The sequence below is a fragment of the Leucobacter sp. G161 genome (assembly GCF_001482305.1).
Taxonomy (GTDB): Bacteria; Actinomycetota; Actinomycetes; order Actinomycetales; family Microbacteriaceae; genus Leucobacter.
In genome coordinates, this window is record NZ_LOHP01000066.1 from 16,453 (window position 1) to 33,935 (window position 17,483).

Here is a 17,483-nt window from a genome sequence, read left to right on the forward strand (position 1 = left end):
CATGGATGTATGACCGAAGACGTACTGGACCTCGCGCCCGCCGAGCAAGACTCGGACGCCGGCGACGCGCTCACCCTTGGCCGCCGTATCCGCGAACGCCGCATCGCGCTCGGTATGACGCTTGAGCAGCTCGCGACAGCCGTCGATCGGGCGCCGTCGCAGTTGTCCGCCCTCGAGAACGGCAAGCGGGAGCCGCGGCTGCCGCTGCTGCGCGCGCTGGCGACGGCGCTGCAGTCATCCGTGGACGAGCTCCTCATCGACGAGGCGCCAAGCGAGCGGGCTGCGCTGGAGATTTCAGTGGAGCGCGCGCAGCGCGGATCCGTGTTCCGCTCGCTCGGGCTGCAGTCGATCCGGGTGTCGAAGACCGTTAACGATGAGACGCTGCGCGCGATCATCGGCCTGCATCAGGAGGTCGAGCGCCTCCACAGTGAGCGAGCGGCGACACCCGAGGAAGCGCGGCGGGCGAACACCGAGCTGCGCGCTGGCATGCGCGTCGCAAACAACTACTACCCCGACCTGGAAAAGGCGGCGGCCGAGCTGCTCGACAGCGTCGGCTACGCCGGTGGGCCGGTGCTGCAGCAGACCGTCGCCAAGGTCGCGGAGAAGCTCGGCTTCACGCTGCACTACGTCACCGACCTGCCGCACTCCACGCGGTCGGTGATCGACCGCCGCAATGGCCGCATCTACCTCAGCGCGAATCTCCCGTCCCGCGATGCGCGTGCGCCGATCCTCCGCGCCCTCGGGAGCCTGGTCTGCGGGCATGAGGAGCCGCGCAACTACGGCGACTTCCTCAAGCAGCGTGTCGAGGTGAACTACCTCGCGGGCGCGGTGCTGCTGCCGGAAGCTGCGGCGGTCGAATCGCTCAAGGACGCGAAGAAGCGGCGCGAGATTTCGATGGAGGATCTGCGCGACGCGTTCGCGGTCTCCTATGAGATGGCGGCGCACCGCTTCACGAACCTCGCGACCGAGTGGCTCGACCTCAATGTGCACTTTATGAAGGCGCACGAGTCGGGCACGCTCATCAAGGCGTACGAGAACGATGGGGTACGGTTCCCCTCGGACGCGCTCGGCAACCTCGAGGGGGCGATGGTCTGCCGCAACTGGACCGCACGCACCGTGTTCGCCCAACCCGACCTGTTCAACCCCTGGTATCAGTACACCGACATGGCGGCAGGGGGCACCTACTGGTGCACCTCGCGACTGGAGAAAGCGAAAGAGGGGCAGTACTCGGTAAGCGTTGGGGTGCGCTTCGAAGACGTCAAGTGGTTCCGTGGGCGCGAGACCCAGCACCGCTCGCAGTCGTTCTGCCCGGATGAGCGCTGCTGCAGGCGCGCTTCGAGCGAACTCACCCAGAAGTGGCAGGCGTCTGCCTGGCCCGAGGCGGCGACACCGACGAGCCTGCTCGCGGCGCTCCCGACCGGAACCTTCCCGGGTGTTGACTCGCACGAGGTCTACGAGTTTCTCGAGTCGCACGAATAGCGAGGTCGCGGCCTGGCAACGTGCCGAGTATCGCGGTCTGCGAAAAAGCCACGCGCTTTCTGCGGCTGGGGTGCGCTTAGGTACCTCACTGCGGTAGCGTAGGGGGACAGTATCGGGTCACTGACCCAATGAGCATGAAACGGGTGAGACAGTGGTGAGCGAGAAGCGGAACAAAGATACCGAGGTACGCGCCACGGAGCAGTTCCGTGAGGATCTGAATGCGATGATTCGCGCCCAGGTCACCGACCTCAGCATCGATGAGCTTGAGGCGGTGCAGTCGCTTCCCTCGGGAGCGGCCCTGCTTGTTGTCCGGCGCGGACCAGATCTTGGCGCCCGGTTCCTACTGGATCAGGATGTAACGGTTGCGGGTCGTCACCCGGCCGCAGACATCTTCCTCGACGACGTGACCGTATCGCGCAAGCACGCCGAGTTCAAGCGCAAGGGAACCGTGTTCTCGGTGCTCGACCGCGGCTCGCTGAACGGCACGTACTGCAACGGTGAGCGTATCGACGGCGAGGTCGTGCTTGAGGACGGCGTTGAGGTGCAGGTTGGCAAGTTCCGCTTTACCTTCTTCTCGTCGCGTTTCGATCTGCCAGGCTCGTTCTAGTGGGTGCCGCTCCGCTTCGTGCAGTGCCCATGGGGCTGCTGAGCATCGGGCAGGTGCTTGCGGCGCTCCAGGAAGAGTTCGCTGACCTGACGCCGTCGAAGCTCCGGTTCCTCGAGGACCAGGGGCTCGTCACGCCCGAGCGCACGAAGTCGGGGTACCGCAAGTTTTCGCAGGAGCACGTCGAGCGGGTCCGTCTGGTACTGACCCTGCAGCGCGACCATTACCTGCCATTGAAGAAGATCGCCGAAGTGCTTGAAGAGATCGACGCTGGCCGAGACCCAGTGATCCCCGGCGCCTCACAGCGCAGCGCCTCGACGATCCTCACCTCAAAGGAAGTGCTCTCGAGCGACGAGCTCTGCCGCGCGGCCGCAACGAACAAGCGCTTCCTTGGCGAGGCGATTGCTGCGGGACTGCTGCCGGCAACGGAAGTCTTCCCGTTCGACTCAATCGCACAGCTCACGGCGCTCGTGAAGCTTGCGCAGGCAGGCCTCACGCCTCGTCACCTGCGGTCGCTCCGCATTGCGGCGGAACGCGAAGCGGAGATGCTCGCGCTCGCGGTGTCGTCCCGTGGTGACAAGCAGGGCTCGCCGCGTGCCGTCGATGGCTCGCTTGAGCTCGTCGAGTACCTCGAGACCGTCCGCTCCGGCGTGTTGCGGCGGAAGTTTGGCACGCTCTAAAACGGCATCATTCCGCTGAATTCTCACCTTCAAGTTGAACCTTAATGTGGTTGCGGCGAAATGCCTGTCGGAGGTCGTTGCCAGACGGCCCTCCCGGCGATAGCGTTAGGTGAATTGAGCACAGCGCGAGAGAGGGACGTCATGGAGCAGGTCGGGCCGCCAGTCGGCGGTAGCGGTAATGGTACGGGTGAGTACCTGGATTCCGCAGAGATGCTCTTCAGTGACGGCCTGCCCCAGCCGAACATCGACGGCGGCTTCAAGGGTGCGGTCGCTGCTCGTGCAGCGGGCATCACGTACCGGCAGCTCGACTACTGGGCCCGTACCGGACTCGTGGAGCCGACCGTCCGCGAGGCAAGTGGTTCGGGCTCGCAGCGCCTGTATGGCTTCCGAGACATCCTCGTGCTGAAGCTCGTCAAGCGTCTGCTCGACACCGGCATCTCGCTGCAGCAGATCCGCACCGCCGTCGCGCAGCTGCACGCCGCTGGCGTCCATGACCTGTCGCAGACGACCCTCATGAGCGACGGCGCGAGCGTCTACCTGTGCACCTCCAACGACGAGGTCATCGACCTCGTGAGCCGCGGCCAGGGCGTGTTCGGCATCGCGGTTGGCAAGGTGCTCCGTGAGGTTGAGACCTCGCTCGTCGACCTTGGCGAGCACCGCGAAAAAGGTGCCGACGGCCCCGAGGTGAGCGACGAGCTCGCCGCGCGCCGCGCCGCCCGCAAAACCTCGTAGCGTCCCGGCCCGCGGCTCGGGGCCAGCGATCGCTGTGAGGCGCATTTCAGCTTTCGAACGCAGACTGGAACCCGACAGAGAGCGGGTACCGCATGCGAGAAACAGTGAGCCTGGCGACCGTCTATCTCGATGGCCGAGGTGCTCACCGAGATCCAGGACAACGCGAGCACGCTCGCGCTGATGCTCGATACGCTCCCCGGCCCGAGCCCTGCCTGGGACATTCGCGTCCACGAGTACGATCTGCGTGAGGCGCTCGGGCGCGGCGCCAACCAGCGTGACTCCTGGCGGACCGTCGCACTGGGTGCTGCGAGGCTCTTCAACCGGCGCGACGATGCTCCGGGGGAGTTACGCGTCGAGGGGCCAACGGTGACGCTGGCGAAGGCGGGTGAGGCGCTGCTGCGCGTCGAGCTGCATGAGTTCTTCCGCGGAGTGTTTTCGCGTCGCTCGCTCGCACAGATCACAGCGGGGGACTGGAACGAAGGCGCTGCAGCGCATTACGCAGCGACGATCCCGATCTTCCTCGGTTCCCGAACCGACGACCAGCCGCGGCTCGACTGAGCCGGGTTAGGCCTGCTGAGTGGCCTGGGCCTGCTGAACGGCTTAGGCCTGCTTCGCCTGCGCGGCAGCGGCACCAGCTGAGCGGAGCACACGATCCAGCACGAGGTCAAAGTTCGCGGCCATCTCCTGGGCGGGCTCTCCCGGCCACAGGTGCACCGGCTTCGCTGCACCCTGTGCCTGCTGCAACGCTGGCCGCTCGGGGAGCTGCGGGTTCAATACGAGCGGGCCGAACATCTCCCGCAGCTCGCGGATGCGGAACTGGTGCTCCATCGACTGCGGCTGAACACGGTTAATGAGGATGCCCAGGGGCTGCAGCCTGGGGCTGACGCCGCGTCGGATCTCCTCGATCGCGCGGAGGGCGCGGTCGGTCGCTGCGACGGCAAACAGGCTCGGCTCAGTCACGATCAGAACCCGGTCGCTCGCTGCCCACGCTGTGCGGGTGAGGGCGTTGAGTGACGGCGCGGAGTCGATCAGCACGAGGTCGTAGTCGGCCTCGACGATCGCGAGGGCCTCCTCGAGCTTCCAGATGTCGCGGGCGGACGGGTGCGGCCCGTCAAAGTTAATCGCTGAGGGGCTGCCGACCAGCAGGTCGATCTTGCCGCCCTCGTGGAATTCGTTCCAGCCGCTCGGAGCGATCGCAGCGCGAACCACCTTCTCCTTGGGAGACTCGAGCACGTCGGCGACGTTGGCGTACCCCTCGGGGTCGACCGCGAGTCCGGTGGACACATCGGACTGCGGGTCAAGGTCTACGACAAGCGTTCGCAGGCCGCGTGAGAACGCGGCCGACGCGATGCCGAGACTAACGGTCGTCTTTCCTACGCCACCTTTGAGGGAGCTGACACTCAATACATGCACATTTCGAGCTTACTGGATTCGGCTTGGAAACTGGTGGTCACTCTCAGCGAACGGGGGAAACTCGTTCTGCCGATAGCATTGTTGCATGGCAAAACGCGAGATTCGGTTGTTTGGGGACCCGGTGCTGCGCACCGTATGCAGCGAGGTCACTGAGATCGACGCCGGAGTGCATGCGATGGTCGCAGATCTCTGCGAAACCGTGAACGAGCCCGGCCATGCTGGCCTGGCGTCTACCCAGATCGGGTATACGCTGCGTGCGTTCAGCCTGCACATCGACGATGAGATCGAATACGTCTTGAATCCCGAGCTCATCGAGGTGTCGGGGGAGCCGCAGCCGACCGGCGAGGGCTGCCTGTCCGTTCCCGGCCTGTGGTTCGATGTCATGCGGTACCCGTACGCAAAGGTGCGCGGCATCGACCTCGACGGTCGCGAGGTCATCATCGAGGGCGAGGGGCTCAAAGCGCAGGCGCTGCAGCACGAGTGCGATCACCTTGACGGCAAGCTCTACATCTCCAGGCTCGAGCGGGCCTCGCGCGGTGAAGCGATGCGCCAGATCCGCACCGCAGACTGGTTCTAGCGGCCGGGCGATCCCGGAAACGCAACAGGCGGCCCGCAGAATGAATCTGGGGCCGCCTGTTGGGCGTCTGCAGCTGCGCGCTGCGCCTTCGCCTTAGTGCTGGGTCTGCACGAAATCCGTCTGCGGGTTCTCGCCGTAGATTTCAGCGATCTCGGCCGAGAAATCGCGCATGATGTTGTCGCGCTTGATGCTCATCTTCGGCGTCAGGTGACCGTTCGCCTCGATGAAGTCGGTCGGCAGGATGACGAACTTGCGGATCGACTCTGCGCGAGACACGAGCGCGTTGCCGCCGTCGACCGCCCGCTGCACCTCCGCGAGTACCTTGGGGTGCTTCGAGGCCTCGAGGATGGTCATCTGCGGATCCTCGCCCTGGTTCTTCAGCCAGGCGGGGAGCATCTCTGCGTCGAGCGTCACGAGCGCTGCGATGAACGGCTTCTGGTCTCCAACCACGACGACCTGGCTGATGATCGTGTTCGAACGGATCGGATCCTCGAGCGCCGCCGGAGCGACGTTCTTGCCGCCGGCAGTCACGATGATCTCCTTCTTCCTGCCGGTGATCGTGAGGTAGCCGTCAGTGTCGAGGGAGCCGAGATCGCCGGTGCGGAAGAAGCCATCCTCGGTGAACGCCGCAGCGGTCGCCTCGGGGTTGTTCCAGTACTCCTTGAAGACGTCGATGCCCTTGACCTGGATCTCGCCGTCTTCGGCGATCCGCACGATGTGTCCCGGGAGCGGCGGGCCGACGGTGCCAATCTTGAACTTGTCCGGCAGGTTCACGGTCACCGGGGCAGTGGTCTCGGTGAGGCCATAGCCCTCAAGGATCTTGATGCCGAGGCTGCGGTAGAAGTGGCCGAGGTAGGGGCTGAGCGGAGCGGAGCCCGACACGGCGTTAGTGACGCGGCCGCCGAGCTTCTCGCGGAGCTTCGCGTAGACGAGCTTGTCGAAAAGCTTAAACTTCAGGCTCAGACCGAAGGGAACCTTGCCAGCGTCGAGCGCCTCGGAATGCTCAACAGCAACCTTGGCGGCCGCCTTGAAAATCTTGCCCTTGCCCTCTGCAGCGGTGCTCTGCTCGGCCGAGTTGTAGACCTTCTCGAACACGCGGGGAACCGCGAGCAGGAACGTCGGGTGGAAGGTGCTCAGCGCGGGGAGCAGCTGGCTTGTGTCCGCCTGGTGGCCGACACGCACGCCGCCGTGCACGCAGAGGATCGAGATGAACCGTGCGAAGACGTGTGCGAGCGTGACGAAGAGCAGCGTGGAAGCGCCCTCTTCCTGGACGAGCGACGACAGCGCTCCGCCCGCATTGCGGGACAGATCGACGAAGTTCGAGTGAGTGATCACGCAGCCACGCGGGCGACCGGTGGAACCCGAGGTGTAGATGAGGGTCGCCATGTCTGAGCCAACGGCAATATTCCTGCGCCGTTCGATCTCGGCGTCTTCAACACCGACGCCCTGTTCGCCGAGCTTCGCAACGGCACCCTCATCAAGGCGCCACACCTGCTTGACGTTCGTGAGCTGGTCTTCGACCTCGGCAAACCGAGCGTGCTGGTCGCCGGTCTCGATGATGAAGTGCTTCGCGCCCGAGTCCTCGAGGATCCAAAGGATCTGCAGCGCAGAGGAGGTCTCGTAGACCGGAACCATGACGGCACCCGTGTACAGGATGGCAAAGTCGACGAGCGACCACTCGTAGCTCGTCTTGCACATGAACGCGACCCGATCGCCCGGCTCGATACCTGACGCGGTGAGACCCTTGGCGAGCGAGATGACCTGACGCCGGAACTCTGCCGCGCTGATATCGCTCCAGCCGCCGTTCGACGGCGTTGCAAACAGTGCTTGATCGGGCGTCGCAGCAACCCGCTGCTCGAGAAGATCGGTAATGTTGTCTTCGGGAACCGGGGGAATGAGCAGTGGTGTTTCTGACAGCTTCACGGCAACTCCTTTGTACCTCGTGTCGGACGCTTCCGCGGCAGTTCGGCCGCAGGCATGTATGTTTAACAGCCTATCTCTATGCGCCTGTGGATGCGCGGCTCCGCTATTCTGAAGGCCTACGAAGGGAACCAGCTCACTTTGCTCTACTGGATCTTTAAACACCTGATCGTCGGGCCATTCCTCAAAGCGGTATACCGGCCGTGGGTGGAGGGAGCCGAGAACATTCCGGCAACTGGCCCCGTAATTCTTGTTGGGAACCACCTATCGGTTATCGACTCGTTTTTCCTGCCGGTGATGATCGAACGCCGCGTCTACTTCCTCGCGAAAAGCGAATATTTCAGCGGGAAGGGCCTCAAAGGTTGGCTCGTCAAGACGTTCATGCTTGCGGTCGGACAGCTGCCCATTGATCGCTCAGGCGGTAAAGCGTCTGAGGCGTCCTTGAACACCGCGCTGAGCGTGCTGGATCGCGGCGACGTGCTCGGGATCTACCCCGAGGGCACTCGCAGCCCCGACGCTCGGCTGTACCGCGGTCGCACCGGCGTCGCCAGGATGGTGCTCGAGTCGGGCGTGCCGGTCGTCCCCGTGGTGATGATCGATACCGAAAAGGCGATGCCGATCGGAGCGAAGTTCCCTCGCATCCGGCGCATCGGCACGGTCATCGGCGCCCCGCTTGATTTCAGTCGCTTCGAAGGAATGAGCGCGGATCGCTTCGTCTTGCGCAGCGTGACCGACGAGATCACGCTCGCGATTCAGGAGCTCAGCGGCCAGGAATACGTGGACGTGTATGCCTCGAGCGTGAGGCAGCGCACCGACGCCGTGTGACCGTTCGCTACGGGCATCCCGAGCAAACACGCGGGGCACATGCGGTGTTGGGTAGTCTGGTGTGGGGCCGTCAAAAGGGACGGCACGATGAGACACACACGGGATGGCCATGAACGCAGCAAGCGTAGAGACCCTGACGGCACAGCAGACCTTCGAGCAGCTCGACACGTATCGCGCGCTCGAGGCGAAGCAGCAGCCCAGTTGGCCCGACGCAGCTGCGCTTGAGGTCGCGAAACAGGAGCTGTCCACCCAGCCGCCGCTCGTGTTTGCGGGCGAGGTTGACCAGCTCCGCGAGCGGCTCGCTGCCGCGGCGCGCGGTGAGGCTTTTCTGCTCCAGGGCGGCGACGGCGCTGAGACGTTTGAAGCGGCCACGGCCGACAAGATCCGCGACCGCGTGAAGACGCTGCTGCAGATGGCCGTCGTGCTCACGTACGGTGCGTCGATGCCGGTGATCAAGGTGGGCCGGATGGCCGGCCAGTTTGCCAAGCCGCGCTCGAGCAACGAGGAGACCCGTGAGGGTGTCACGCTGCCCGCATACCGCGGAGACCTCGTCAACGGCTACGACTTCACAGAGGCATCGCGCACCGCTGAGCCGAGCCGACTAGTGCGGGGCTACCACGTCTCCGCATCGACGCTGAACCTCATTCGTGCGTTCACGCAAGGGGGGATGGCAGATCTGCGCCAGGTGAACTCCTGGAACCAGGGCTTCGTGTCGAACCCCGCGAACCAGCGGTACGAGGCGCTCGCGACGGAAATAGACCGCGCACTGCGGTTCATGGATGCGTGCGGCGTCGACCACACCGCGCTCACCCAGACCGAGTTCTACGTCAGCCACGAGGCGCTGCTGCTCGACTACGAGCGGCCGCTCGCGCGGATCGATTCGCGCACGGGCGAGCTCTACGGCACCTCCGGACACATGCTCTGGATCGGCGAGCGCACCCGCGACATCGACGGCGCGCACGTTGACTACCTGTCGAAGCTCCGCAACCCGATTGGCGTGAAGCTCGGTCCGACCGCAACCACGGATGACGCGATGCGCCTCATCGACAAGCTCGATCCCGAGCGCGAGCCGGGCCGCATTACCTTCATCACTCGAATGGGTGCCGAGAAGATCCGCGACGTGCTGCCCGCGCTGCTCGAGGGCGTGCGCGACGCTGGCGCCCAGCCGCTGTGGGTCACCGACCCGATGCACGGCAACGGCATCACGACCGCGAACGGCTTCAAGACGCGCCGCTTCAACGACGTGATGGACGAGCTGCTCGGCTTCTTCGAGGCGCACCGCGAGGTCGGCACCTACCCGGGCGGCATCCACGTCGAGCTCACCGGCGACGACGTCACCGAGTGCCTCGGCGGCTCGGAGAACATCGACGAGGAAGCGCTCGAGCAGCGCTACGAGTCGGTATGCGATCCACGACTGAACCACATGCAGTCGCTGGAGCTCGCGTTCCAGGTTGCAGAGGAGCTCAAGCGCACGGTGGGCGTCGCACGCTAAATCCAGAGTGAGGAACGGGGGCGGGGCCAAATGGCCCCGCCCCCGTTTCGTGCACCCAAGGTTGAATTGGGGTTACAGCGAGAGCTGAGAGGTGACGCGGATCTCGGTTCCCGCCTCAACGCGTTCGCCGGCGGCTGGGTTTGTGCCCGTCGCCTGTGCGAGCCCACGCAGCGCCTCAGGCACGAGGGTCGTCGGGGCGAAACCAGCTCCCTCGAGGGTGTCGAGAGCCTCCTGCAGGCCCAACCCGGAGACGTCGGGAATCTCGAACAGCTCGGGTCCGGACGAGATCTGGAGGCCAACGGCATCGCCGGGACGGACCGGGTCGGTGAGCCAGTTCACGCCAACGACCTGACCCTTGGCGATCTCATCGCTGATGACTTCGGTGTTGCTGCCGCCGTCGACGGAGAGCTCACGGTCCGCGAGCGCCTGGGTGGCCTGCTCGACGCTCATCCCACTGACGGCGGGCGGCGACCCGACCGAGACGATGAGGTTGATGGTGGCGCGCTCGGGGAACGTGTCGCCGAGCGACACATCGTTCTCATCCAGCGCGGCAAGCACGACGTCTGCCGCAGAATCGGAGAACCTCGAATCGGTGACCTCGCCGAACGTAAAGCGGCTCTCCTCGATGAGCGCGACCGCCTCCTTCAGGCTCAGCCCGATGAGTGTGGGGACGGCGAGCATCTCGGGACCGGTCGACTGGCAGAGGGTCACCGCGCTGCCACGATCGAGTCTGCTCCCGGGGTCGGGCGACACCGCGGAGGCGAGGCCGGCCTCGACCTCGAGGCTCGAGCACTCATCGGTGGCGACAACGAGTTCGAGCAGTTCAAGCTCCTCCTGCGCGGCGGTCATGGTTTTGCCTGCGACTTCTGGCACCGTGACGGCGGAGCCGGGCCCCTGCCCAAACCAAAACGCGACACCCGCTATGGCGAGTGCCAGCACGGTGATGATGACGGCCGTGATCCGGCCCTTGCGGGAACGCCTGGCGCCCTGCTCACGAGTGAGGTCGACACTGCTCGGCGAGGGAGTCTGCGCGGCGGGCGATGCGCCCGCGCTCTGCAGCGACGTCTGTGTTGCCCGATCGAGGAGTGTCGTTGAGGGCGTCAGGTGTGTCGTCGCATCGTCGAATTCGTCGAGGGGGAGCACGCTGGTCTCGTCGGGTGCCACCGTGCCGGAGAGCACCGCCGTGGCGAGGGCCTCCGGCATTCCGAACGGATCTTGCCGGAGCTCGCGCATGTGCGCGAGCGCCTCACCTGCGTGTGCCGGGCGGAGCTCAGGGTCACGCTGGGTCAGCCAGACGACGAAGTTATCGAGCGCGGGCGTGGAGAAGTCTCCCGCAAGCGACGGCGCAGGGACGTCTGAGTGGGCATGCTGGTATGCGATCTGCATGGGCTGCTCGCCCGTGAACGGCTGCGAGCCAGTGATCATCTCGTAGAGCATGATGCCGAAGGCGTAGAGGTCACTGCGTTCGTCAGCGATGCCGCGGGTGACGAGCTCCGGGGAGAGGTACGCGATCGTGCCCAGCAGCGCCTGACCGGTCGTCGTGTTCGCGCTCACCGCTCGGGCGAGACCGAAGTCGCCAATCTTGATGCGGCCATCGTCAACGAGCAGCACGTTCTCGGGCTTGAGATCGCGGTGCACGATGCCTGCGCTGTGTGCGGCGGCAAGACCGGCAAGGATCGCGTCGCTGATTTCGAGGCTCTGGTCCAGAGTCAGACGCTGTTGCTTCTTGAGGAGCTCCCGGAGCGTAATGCTGGGAAGGTACTCCATCACCAGGTAAATGCGGCCGAGGTCCTGCCCCTGATCGAAGACGTTCACGAGGTTCGTGTGTGACAGCCTCGCTGCGCTGCGCGCCTCGCGGTCGAACCTCCGCGTGAAGTTCTCATCCTCGGCAAGGTGCTCGTGCATGACCTTCACGGCGACCTTACGCTCCAACCTGAGGTCGTGCGCGAGATACACCATTGCCATGCCGCCACGTGCGATTCGCGAGCGAATCACATAGCGCGCGTCGAGCGTCTGCCCGATAAGCGGGTCAATGGGGGGAGCGGTCACGCGGAAAGTCTACGGAAGATTGCATGAGCGAGTCCTGCCGCGCGCCGTGTGCCCACGGATTGCGCTTCGGGAATCTCGCTGGCAGAGTTAAGGTGTGTCAGAAAACAGCGGACAAGAACGCACCTATTTCACCATCAACGAGGTTGCAGAGCGGTTGGAGCTCTCAGCCAGCAAGGTACGCCGCCTGATCGAGGACCACCACCTCGGCGCCGTGCGTATCGACGGCTCGCTGCGCGTGCCGACCGAATTCCTGCAGGGCGACCAGCCGCTGCCGTCGCTTCGGGGAACACTGCTCGTGCTCATCGACGCCGGGTTCTCCGATGACGAGGCAATGGACTGGCTCTTCAGTGTGAGTGATGAGCTCGGGGAACGCCCGATTGATTCGCTCGTCGACGGGCGCAAGAGCGCCGTGCGACGCGCAACGCAGTCGCTCGCCTTCTAACGCTTCACTTTGCGCTGCCATTGCCCGCTGGGCTGGCGGTGAACGCATAACGGCGCGGACACTGAAATCAGTGTCCGCGCCGTTATGCGTTGGTCACGCGAGGCTGCGTGCCGAGGAGATTATGACGTGCGCTGTGCCGCACGCTCCGCGAGTGCGGTGAGTCGCGTAACGGCCCCGGCATCGAGCGCTGCCTCCGAGATTGCCTGGTGGGCGCGGGCGATATTGCGGCTAATCATTTCCTCGACCTGCTGTTCGGCGCCGCTACTGCGCATGGTGCGCTGCAGCATAGTCACCTGCTCCTTGTCGAGGGGGGTGCCGAGGAGGTCATCGAAAATGCGTCGCTGGGTGTTCGGCAGCGCCTCGCGGGCGAGGGTGACGAGAATGGTGCGCTTGCCCTCGACGAGGTCATCGCCGCTGGGCTTGCCAGTGATGTCCTCGTCCCCGAACACGCCGAGGAGGTCGTCACGGAGTTGGAAGGCGACCCCGACGGGCAAACCGAAACCTGCGAGTGCCTCCTCCTGCTCGCGGCTCGCCCCGGCGAGGGCAGCGCCGATGAGCAGCGGGGCTTCGACACTGTACTTTGCCGACTTGTACACGAGGACGCGGGTTGAGCGATCGAGCTGCTCCGCGTGCTCGGCGAAGCCGCCGCGCTGCTCCTCGAGTACGTCGAGGTACTGGCCGACTGCGACCTCGCTACGCATGCGATTGAAGTGCGCGCGCGTAGCCCGGGCGGCATCGCGGTTCTGCGCGGCGTCGCAGGCGTTCGACATGAGTTCGTCGGCCCACGACTGCAGGAGATCACCGAGCAGGATCGCGCTCGATGTGCCGAAGTGGTCGGGAGTGTCGCGGTACCCGTGCTGCTCGTGGAGCGCGGCAAACGTCCGGTGCACCGACGGGCGGCCGCGTCGCGTGTCCGAGCGGTCGATGACGTCATCGTGGATCAGGGCTGCGGCGTGAAAGAGCTCGAGCGCACAGGCGGCATCGAGGAGCGCTCCAAACTCTGCGTCGACCGGGGCATTGATATCAAGCGGTCGGATCGCGCGGTAGCCGTGCACGGCGAAGAGCGCCCGGAAGCGTTTCCCGCCGGTGAGGAAGCTCGCGGCCTCGTCAAGCAGGGGTGCCGCGTCGGGCCCCAAAGGTTCCAGATCGGCGCGATGCGCGTCGATGGTGTCGTGTAGTCGCTCCTGTATAAGGCCTGCGAGTCTCGTCGTTTCGTCCACCCGACTAGCCTATCCGGCAGCCGTAGCCGTAAACTGGTAGGAAAGACTTTTCTAGAGGGTGAAGGGGGCATCATGGCGCTGTCAGAACACGAACAGCGGCTGCTCGACGAGATGGAGCGCAGGCTTTATCAGAGCGAGGCCGACTTGCTTCCTGCGTCGTCGGGCGTTCCGCGTCGGTTCAACTATCGGTCGCTCGTGCTGGGCACGCTGTTGGCGCTCGCCGGCATCGGTCTGCTCATCGGTGGCGCCGCGATGCAGCAGCTGTGGCTGGGGCTTCTCGGGTTCGTCGCGATGCTCGGAGGGGTGTTGGTGATGTTTTCCAAGCGCACCGAGGTCGAGCCGGAGCAGTTCGCCTCGAGCGCACGCCAGCAGGCAGAATCAAAGGAATCTCTCTCTGACCGCATGGAGCGTCGCTGGGATGAGCGGATGGGCGGCCAGTAGTCGCATGAGCGTCTAGACGCACCACCCCACTTTCCTCCCCAACGGGTCGCAGCTTTGGCTGTGGCCCGTTTTTTCATGCCCAAAACCGGCTGATTGCATGCCCGCTCGCCCGCCAATCTCCCAGTCTCAGCGCGATATCGATCCTCGACGCCCCCAAATTCCCTTGATTCTTGTGATTTGCCTCCACTTTACTCCACGTGTTTTTGTAAGGCATCTCGGGTCCATATCGCGAAAAAGTCAACTGCTTTGCGTGATTAGTGGAGGAAAGTGGAGTACCGTGGGAGAAACGTAACGGCTGAGGAGGGGAGTGGACCATGTTTCTTGGCACGTTCACTCCGCGCCTGGACGATAAAGGCAGGCTGATCCTCCCCGCGAAATTCCGTGATGAGCTCTCCGACGGGCTCGTGATCACCCGCGGACAGGAGCGCTGCCTGTACGTCTTCAGCGAGAGCGAATTCGAGTCGATGCACGAGCGTGTACGGCAAGCGCCGCTCACCTCGAAGCAGGCCCGCGACTATCTCCGCGTTTTTCTCTCAGGAGCACACCCTGAGACCCCGGATAAGCAACACCGTGTGACGGTGCCACAGGGCCTGCGCGACTACGCCGGGCTCGACCGCGAACTCGCCGTCATCGGCGCCGGCTCGCGGGCCGAAATCTGGGACGCAGCAGCTTGGGAGACCTACCTGACCGAACAGGAATCCGTCTTCTCCGATATCGAAGAGGAGGTGATTCCCGGCATGTTCTAGCCGGGAACACACATGGACGAAACCACCCCACGAAACCCCGCCGAGCTGCACACCTCGGTCATGCTCGACCGCTGCGTCGAGCTCCTCGCGCCAGGAGCCGAGCGAGCGGGCGCCGTCGTCATCGACGCGACCCTTGGCATGGGCGGGCACACCGAGGCGCTGCTTGAGCGCTTCCCCGGGCTCACCGTGATCGGGCTCGACCGCGATACCGAAGCGCTCGAACTGGCCGGCGCTCGCCTCGCACGCTTCGGCGACCGGTTCGTGCCGGTGCACGCGGTGTACGACGAGATTGATCGGGCGCTGAGCGAGGCCGGCGCGTCGGGCATCGACGGCGCACTGTTCGACCTCGGGGTCTCATCGCTGCAGCTGGACGACGCCGATCGCGGCTTCGCATACGCACAGGACGCGCCGCTCGACATGCGGATGGACCAGACCAGCGGGCGCACCGCGGCAGAGATTCTTGCGGAGGAACCCGAGGGGCGTCTCCGTGAGCTCTTCGAACGCTACGGCGACGAACCGCTTGCGGGGCGATACGCGCGCGCCATCATCGCCGCGCGGAAGATCGCGCCGCTGGTTCGCTCGAGCCAGCTCGTCGACGTGCTGCAGGAAGCGACACCGGCAGCGGTGCTCGGCAAGCGGCACCCGGCCAAGCGCGTGTTTCAGGCGCTGCGCATCGAGGTGAACGGTGAGCTCGCGACGCTCGAACGGGCAATCCCCGCCGCGATCGACCGCTTGAACCTCGGCGGGCGCCTCGTCGTGATGTCGTACCAGTCGCTCGAGGACCGCATCGTCAAGCGGGCGATTCAGGCGAGAAGTCGCTCGACGGCGCCCCCCGGCCTGCCGATCGAGCTCCCCGAGCACCGGCCCGAGCTCCGCATCCTCACCAAGGGCGCGGAACAGGCAAGCGAAGCAGAGCGCGCGGCCAACCCGCGCGCCATCCCAGCACGACTCCGTGCGGCTGAACGAGTAAGGGAAGTGTCATGAACGCAACAGTTCCCGTGGAAGTGGATCCGATCCACCTCTTCGGCGCAGCAGCGCCGCAGCCCGAGACGCCGCGTGAGCGCGCGGATCGCCTGCGGCCGGTTCCCACCCCGGCACCCAGGCAGCGCAAGAGCCCAGTGCTCGGCGCGGTCATTGCGGTCGGCGTGATCCTCGGTATCTTCGCCGCGCAGCTCGCGCTGAGCATTCTCGTCTCCCAGGGCGCATACGAGAGTCGGGCGCTGTCGATCGAGGAACGGGATCTGGGGCGTGTTGAACGGGTGCTGTCGCAAAACCTCGACAAGCTGGCGTCGCCACAGAATCTCGTGGTGAATGCTGGGGCGCTCGGCATGGTGCAGAACGTTGCGCCGGCGACGATGCGCCTGAGCGATGGCTCGATCCAGGGCTCGCTCGAGTCAGCGACCCGCGATGCGAGCGAGAACCTCGTGCCGAACGCACAACTTGAGAACCTGCCGGTGATCGACGCGAAGGGGCTGCTGTCGGAGCGCAACGCGCAGTCAGCTCCCGCAATTGATGCTGCTGCGGCCGTACCATGGCAGGGCAAGCTTCCAGCACCAGAAACCCACTAGCCGACGGCGTCGGCGCGCAAAAGGAGACGATCGAGTGTTGTTGCGAACGTTGAGCGGCACACGAGGCCGAAACCTCGTCGTGTTCGCCATTGTTCTGCTGACGGCACTCGCGTTCATGATTCGGCTCATCGACGTGCAGATGGTCTCTGCCGCGCAAATGAACGAGGACTCGCACGAGAAGCGAGCGGTGCCGGTGACGATCCCGAGCGTGCGCGGCGACATCGTCGACCGCAACGGCGATGTCCTCGCCACGACCGACGAACGCTATGACGTGCAGCTGTCCCCGAAGAACGTTGACGCCAACGGAACGCGGAAGTTCTTCCGGCCGGACCTCGAGCGCGGTGCAGGGACGGTAGAGGTCACCGCAGAACAGGCCTTCGCCGAGATCGGCTCGGTGACCGGCCAGAGCGGCGCAGACATCAAGAAGATCGTCGACGACGCCCTCGCGATCGATAAGAAGTCGGACTTCGCCTACGTGAAGCGTGGCGTCGACCTCACCCAGCTGCAGGAACTCAAAGCCCTGCACATTCCCTGGCTGACATTCGAGAGCCAGCACCGCCGCATCTACCCGAACGGCGCCGTCGGCGGCAACCTCGTCGGGTTTGCAGGGCAGGACGAGGTGCCGCAGGCCGGAGTCGAGCTCGCGCAAGACGAGTGCCTGGCAGGTTCCGACGGGGCAGAGACCTACGAACGCGGGGCAGACGGCGTGCAGCTTCCCGGCAGCGTCGTCGAAACGAAGCGCGCCGTCAACGGTGGCACCGTGCAACTCACGATCGACCGCGACCTGCAGTGGGCCTCGCAACAGATCATCAACGAGCAGACGCAAAACGTCGGAGCAGAGTACGGCTACCTCGTCATCCAGGACATCAAGACAGGCGAACTCTTGGCCGTAGCCGAGGACGGCTCGGTCGACCCGAACGACATCAACGCTTCGGACGAGACCAAGCTGAATGCGCGCTCGTTTGTGCAGCCGTACGAGCCAGGTTCGACATTCAAGGTCATCACTGCTGCCGCGCTCCTCGACCAGGGCAAGGCAACGCCCGAGACCATGGTGAATGCCCCATCGAATTGGCAGCCGCAGCCGGGCGTGACATTCAGTGACTGGTTCCAGCACGGACCGCAGGATTGGACGCTTACGGGAACGCTCGTCTACTCCTCGAACGTCGGTATTTCGATGCTTGGCAGCGCGCTATCGCCGGAGACGAGATACGACTACCTCACGAAGTTCGGTATCGGGCAGCCGACGAACGCTGGGCTCCCGCTTGAGGACGCGGGGCGGCTCGCAGACGTCGCCG

Annotated in this window: 18 protein-coding genes; 14 read left to right on the plus strand and 4 right to left on the minus strand. The window is 64.9% G+C overall.

Features of this window, described 5'->3' with window-relative positions; translation table 11 throughout:
• Nucleotides 1–9 precede the first annotated feature (9 nt).
• From AUL38_RS11045 to AUL38_RS11065, 5 genes are all read left to right on the plus strand, one after another.
• Nucleotides 10–1,479: an XRE family transcriptional regulator gene (locus tag AUL38_RS11045; RefSeq protein ID WP_059062161.1), complete on the plus strand. Its 1,470-nt coding sequence runs from the start codon at nucleotides 10–12 to the stop codon at nucleotides 1,477–1,479.
• Nucleotides 1,480–1,702: 223 nt separating this feature from the next.
• Nucleotides 1,703–2,086 (plus strand): FHA domain-containing protein, encoded by a 384-nt coding sequence (locus tag AUL38_RS11050; RefSeq protein ID WP_083506810.1) that lies wholly within the window; start codon nucleotides 1,703–1,705, stop codon nucleotides 2,084–2,086.
• The gene (locus AUL38_RS11055; protein ID WP_235590697.1) at nucleotides 2,086–2,763 is read left to right on the plus strand and encodes a MerR family transcriptional regulator; all 678 of its coding nucleotides are present in this window, start codon (nucleotides 2,086–2,088) and stop codon (nucleotides 2,761–2,763) included. Before AUL38_RS11050 ends, AUL38_RS11055 begins: the two co-directional genes overlap by 1 nt.
• A gap of 210 nt (nucleotides 2,764–2,973) precedes the next feature.
• The gene (locus tag AUL38_RS11060) at nucleotides 2,974–3,495 is read left to right on the plus strand and encodes a MerR family transcriptional regulator (RefSeq protein WP_059062189.1); all 522 of its coding nucleotides are present in this window, start codon (nucleotides 2,974–2,976) and stop codon (nucleotides 3,493–3,495) included.
• A 129-nt stretch (nucleotides 3,496–3,624) separates the two neighbouring features.
• Nucleotides 3,625–4,053, plus strand: a complete 429-nt coding sequence (locus AUL38_RS11065; RefSeq protein ID WP_059062166.1) for a hypothetical protein — start codon at nucleotides 3,625–3,627, stop codon at nucleotides 4,051–4,053.
• A 42-nt stretch (nucleotides 4,054–4,095) separates the two neighbouring features.
• Here the strand turns inward: AUL38_RS11065 and AUL38_RS11070 are convergent, their stop codons facing one another.
• A complete protein-coding gene (locus AUL38_RS11070; RefSeq protein ID WP_059062168.1) occupies nucleotides 4,096–4,908 on the minus strand; it encodes a ParA family protein in 813 nt (270 codons plus the stop codon).
• An 85-nt stretch (nucleotides 4,909–4,993) separates the two neighbouring features.
• Here AUL38_RS11070 and def point away from each other — a divergent pair, with 85 nt between their 5' ends.
• A complete protein-coding gene (gene def, locus AUL38_RS11075) occupies nucleotides 4,994–5,485 on the plus strand; it encodes a peptide deformylase (RefSeq protein WP_059062170.1) in 492 nt (163 codons plus the stop codon).
• Nucleotides 5,486–5,578: 93 nt separating this feature from the next.
• On the opposite strand, the gene AUL38_RS11080 is transcribed toward def, so the two are convergent.
• Nucleotides 5,579–7,408: a long-chain fatty acid--CoA ligase gene (locus tag AUL38_RS11080; protein WP_059062171.1), complete on the minus strand. Its 1,830-nt coding sequence runs from the start codon at nucleotides 7,406–7,408 to the stop codon at nucleotides 5,579–5,581.
• A gap of 138 nt (nucleotides 7,409–7,546) precedes the next feature.
• On the opposite strand from AUL38_RS11080, the gene AUL38_RS11085 reads away from it, so the two are divergent.
• Together AUL38_RS11085 and AUL38_RS11090 are read left to right on the plus strand one after the other, a co-directional pair.
• Complete coding sequence (locus AUL38_RS11085; RefSeq protein WP_059062191.1) at nucleotides 7,547–8,230, plus strand: 1-acyl-sn-glycerol-3-phosphate acyltransferase; 684 nt, start codon at nucleotides 7,547–7,549, stop codon at nucleotides 8,228–8,230.
• A gap of 109 nt (nucleotides 8,231–8,339) precedes the next feature.
• Entirely contained in the window at nucleotides 8,340–9,722 is a 1,383-nt protein-coding gene (locus AUL38_RS11090) for a class II 3-deoxy-7-phosphoheptulonate synthase (RefSeq protein ID WP_059062193.1), read from the plus strand.
• A 72-nt stretch (nucleotides 9,723–9,794) separates the two neighbouring features.
• On the opposite strand, the gene pknB is transcribed toward AUL38_RS11090, so the two are convergent.
• On the minus strand, nucleotides 9,795–11,771 hold the full coding sequence (gene pknB / locus AUL38_RS11095; protein ID WP_083506808.1) for a Stk1 family PASTA domain-containing Ser/Thr kinase: 1,977 nt from the start codon (nucleotides 11,769–11,771) through the stop codon (nucleotides 9,795–9,797).
• 94 nt (nucleotides 11,772–11,865) lie between these two features.
• Between pknB and AUL38_RS11100 the strand changes: the two genes are divergently transcribed.
• On the plus strand, nucleotides 11,866–12,213 hold the full coding sequence (locus AUL38_RS11100) for an Rv2175c family DNA-binding protein (protein WP_059062173.1): 348 nt from the start codon (nucleotides 11,866–11,868) through the stop codon (nucleotides 12,211–12,213).
• Between the two features lie 119 nt (nucleotides 12,214–12,332).
• Here the strand turns inward: AUL38_RS11100 and AUL38_RS11105 are convergent, their stop codons facing one another.
• Nucleotides 12,333–13,433: a polyprenyl synthetase family protein gene (locus tag AUL38_RS11105; protein WP_059062175.1), complete on the minus strand. Its 1,101-nt coding sequence runs from the start codon at nucleotides 13,431–13,433 to the stop codon at nucleotides 12,333–12,335.
• 72 nt (nucleotides 13,434–13,505) lie between these two features.
• Between AUL38_RS11105 and AUL38_RS11110 the strand changes: the two genes are divergently transcribed.
• From AUL38_RS11110 to AUL38_RS11130, 5 genes are all read left to right on the plus strand, one after another.
• The gene (locus tag AUL38_RS11110; protein ID WP_059062177.1) at nucleotides 13,506–13,874 is read left to right on the plus strand and encodes a DUF3040 domain-containing protein; all 369 of its coding nucleotides are present in this window, start codon (nucleotides 13,506–13,508) and stop codon (nucleotides 13,872–13,874) included.
• Nucleotides 13,875–14,188: 314 nt separating this feature from the next.
• On the plus strand, nucleotides 14,189–14,620 hold the full coding sequence (gene mraZ, locus AUL38_RS11115) for a division/cell wall cluster transcriptional repressor MraZ (protein ID WP_059062179.1): 432 nt from the start codon (nucleotides 14,189–14,191) through the stop codon (nucleotides 14,618–14,620).
• Nucleotides 14,621–14,632: 12 nt separating this feature from the next.
• Nucleotides 14,633–15,604, plus strand: a complete 972-nt coding sequence (gene rsmH / locus AUL38_RS11120; protein WP_059062181.1) for a 16S rRNA (cytosine(1402)-N(4))-methyltransferase RsmH — start codon at nucleotides 14,633–14,635, stop codon at nucleotides 15,602–15,604.
• Nucleotides 15,601–16,188, plus strand: a complete 588-nt coding sequence (locus AUL38_RS11125; protein ID WP_059062183.1) for a hypothetical protein — start codon at nucleotides 15,601–15,603, stop codon at nucleotides 16,186–16,188. The genes rsmH and AUL38_RS11125 overlap by 4 nt, the downstream gene beginning before the upstream one ends.
• 34 nt (nucleotides 16,189–16,222) lie before the next feature.
• On the plus strand, nucleotides 16,223–17,483 hold a 1,261-nt coding region (locus AUL38_RS11130; RefSeq protein WP_059062185.1), incomplete at its 3' end, for a penicillin-binding protein 2.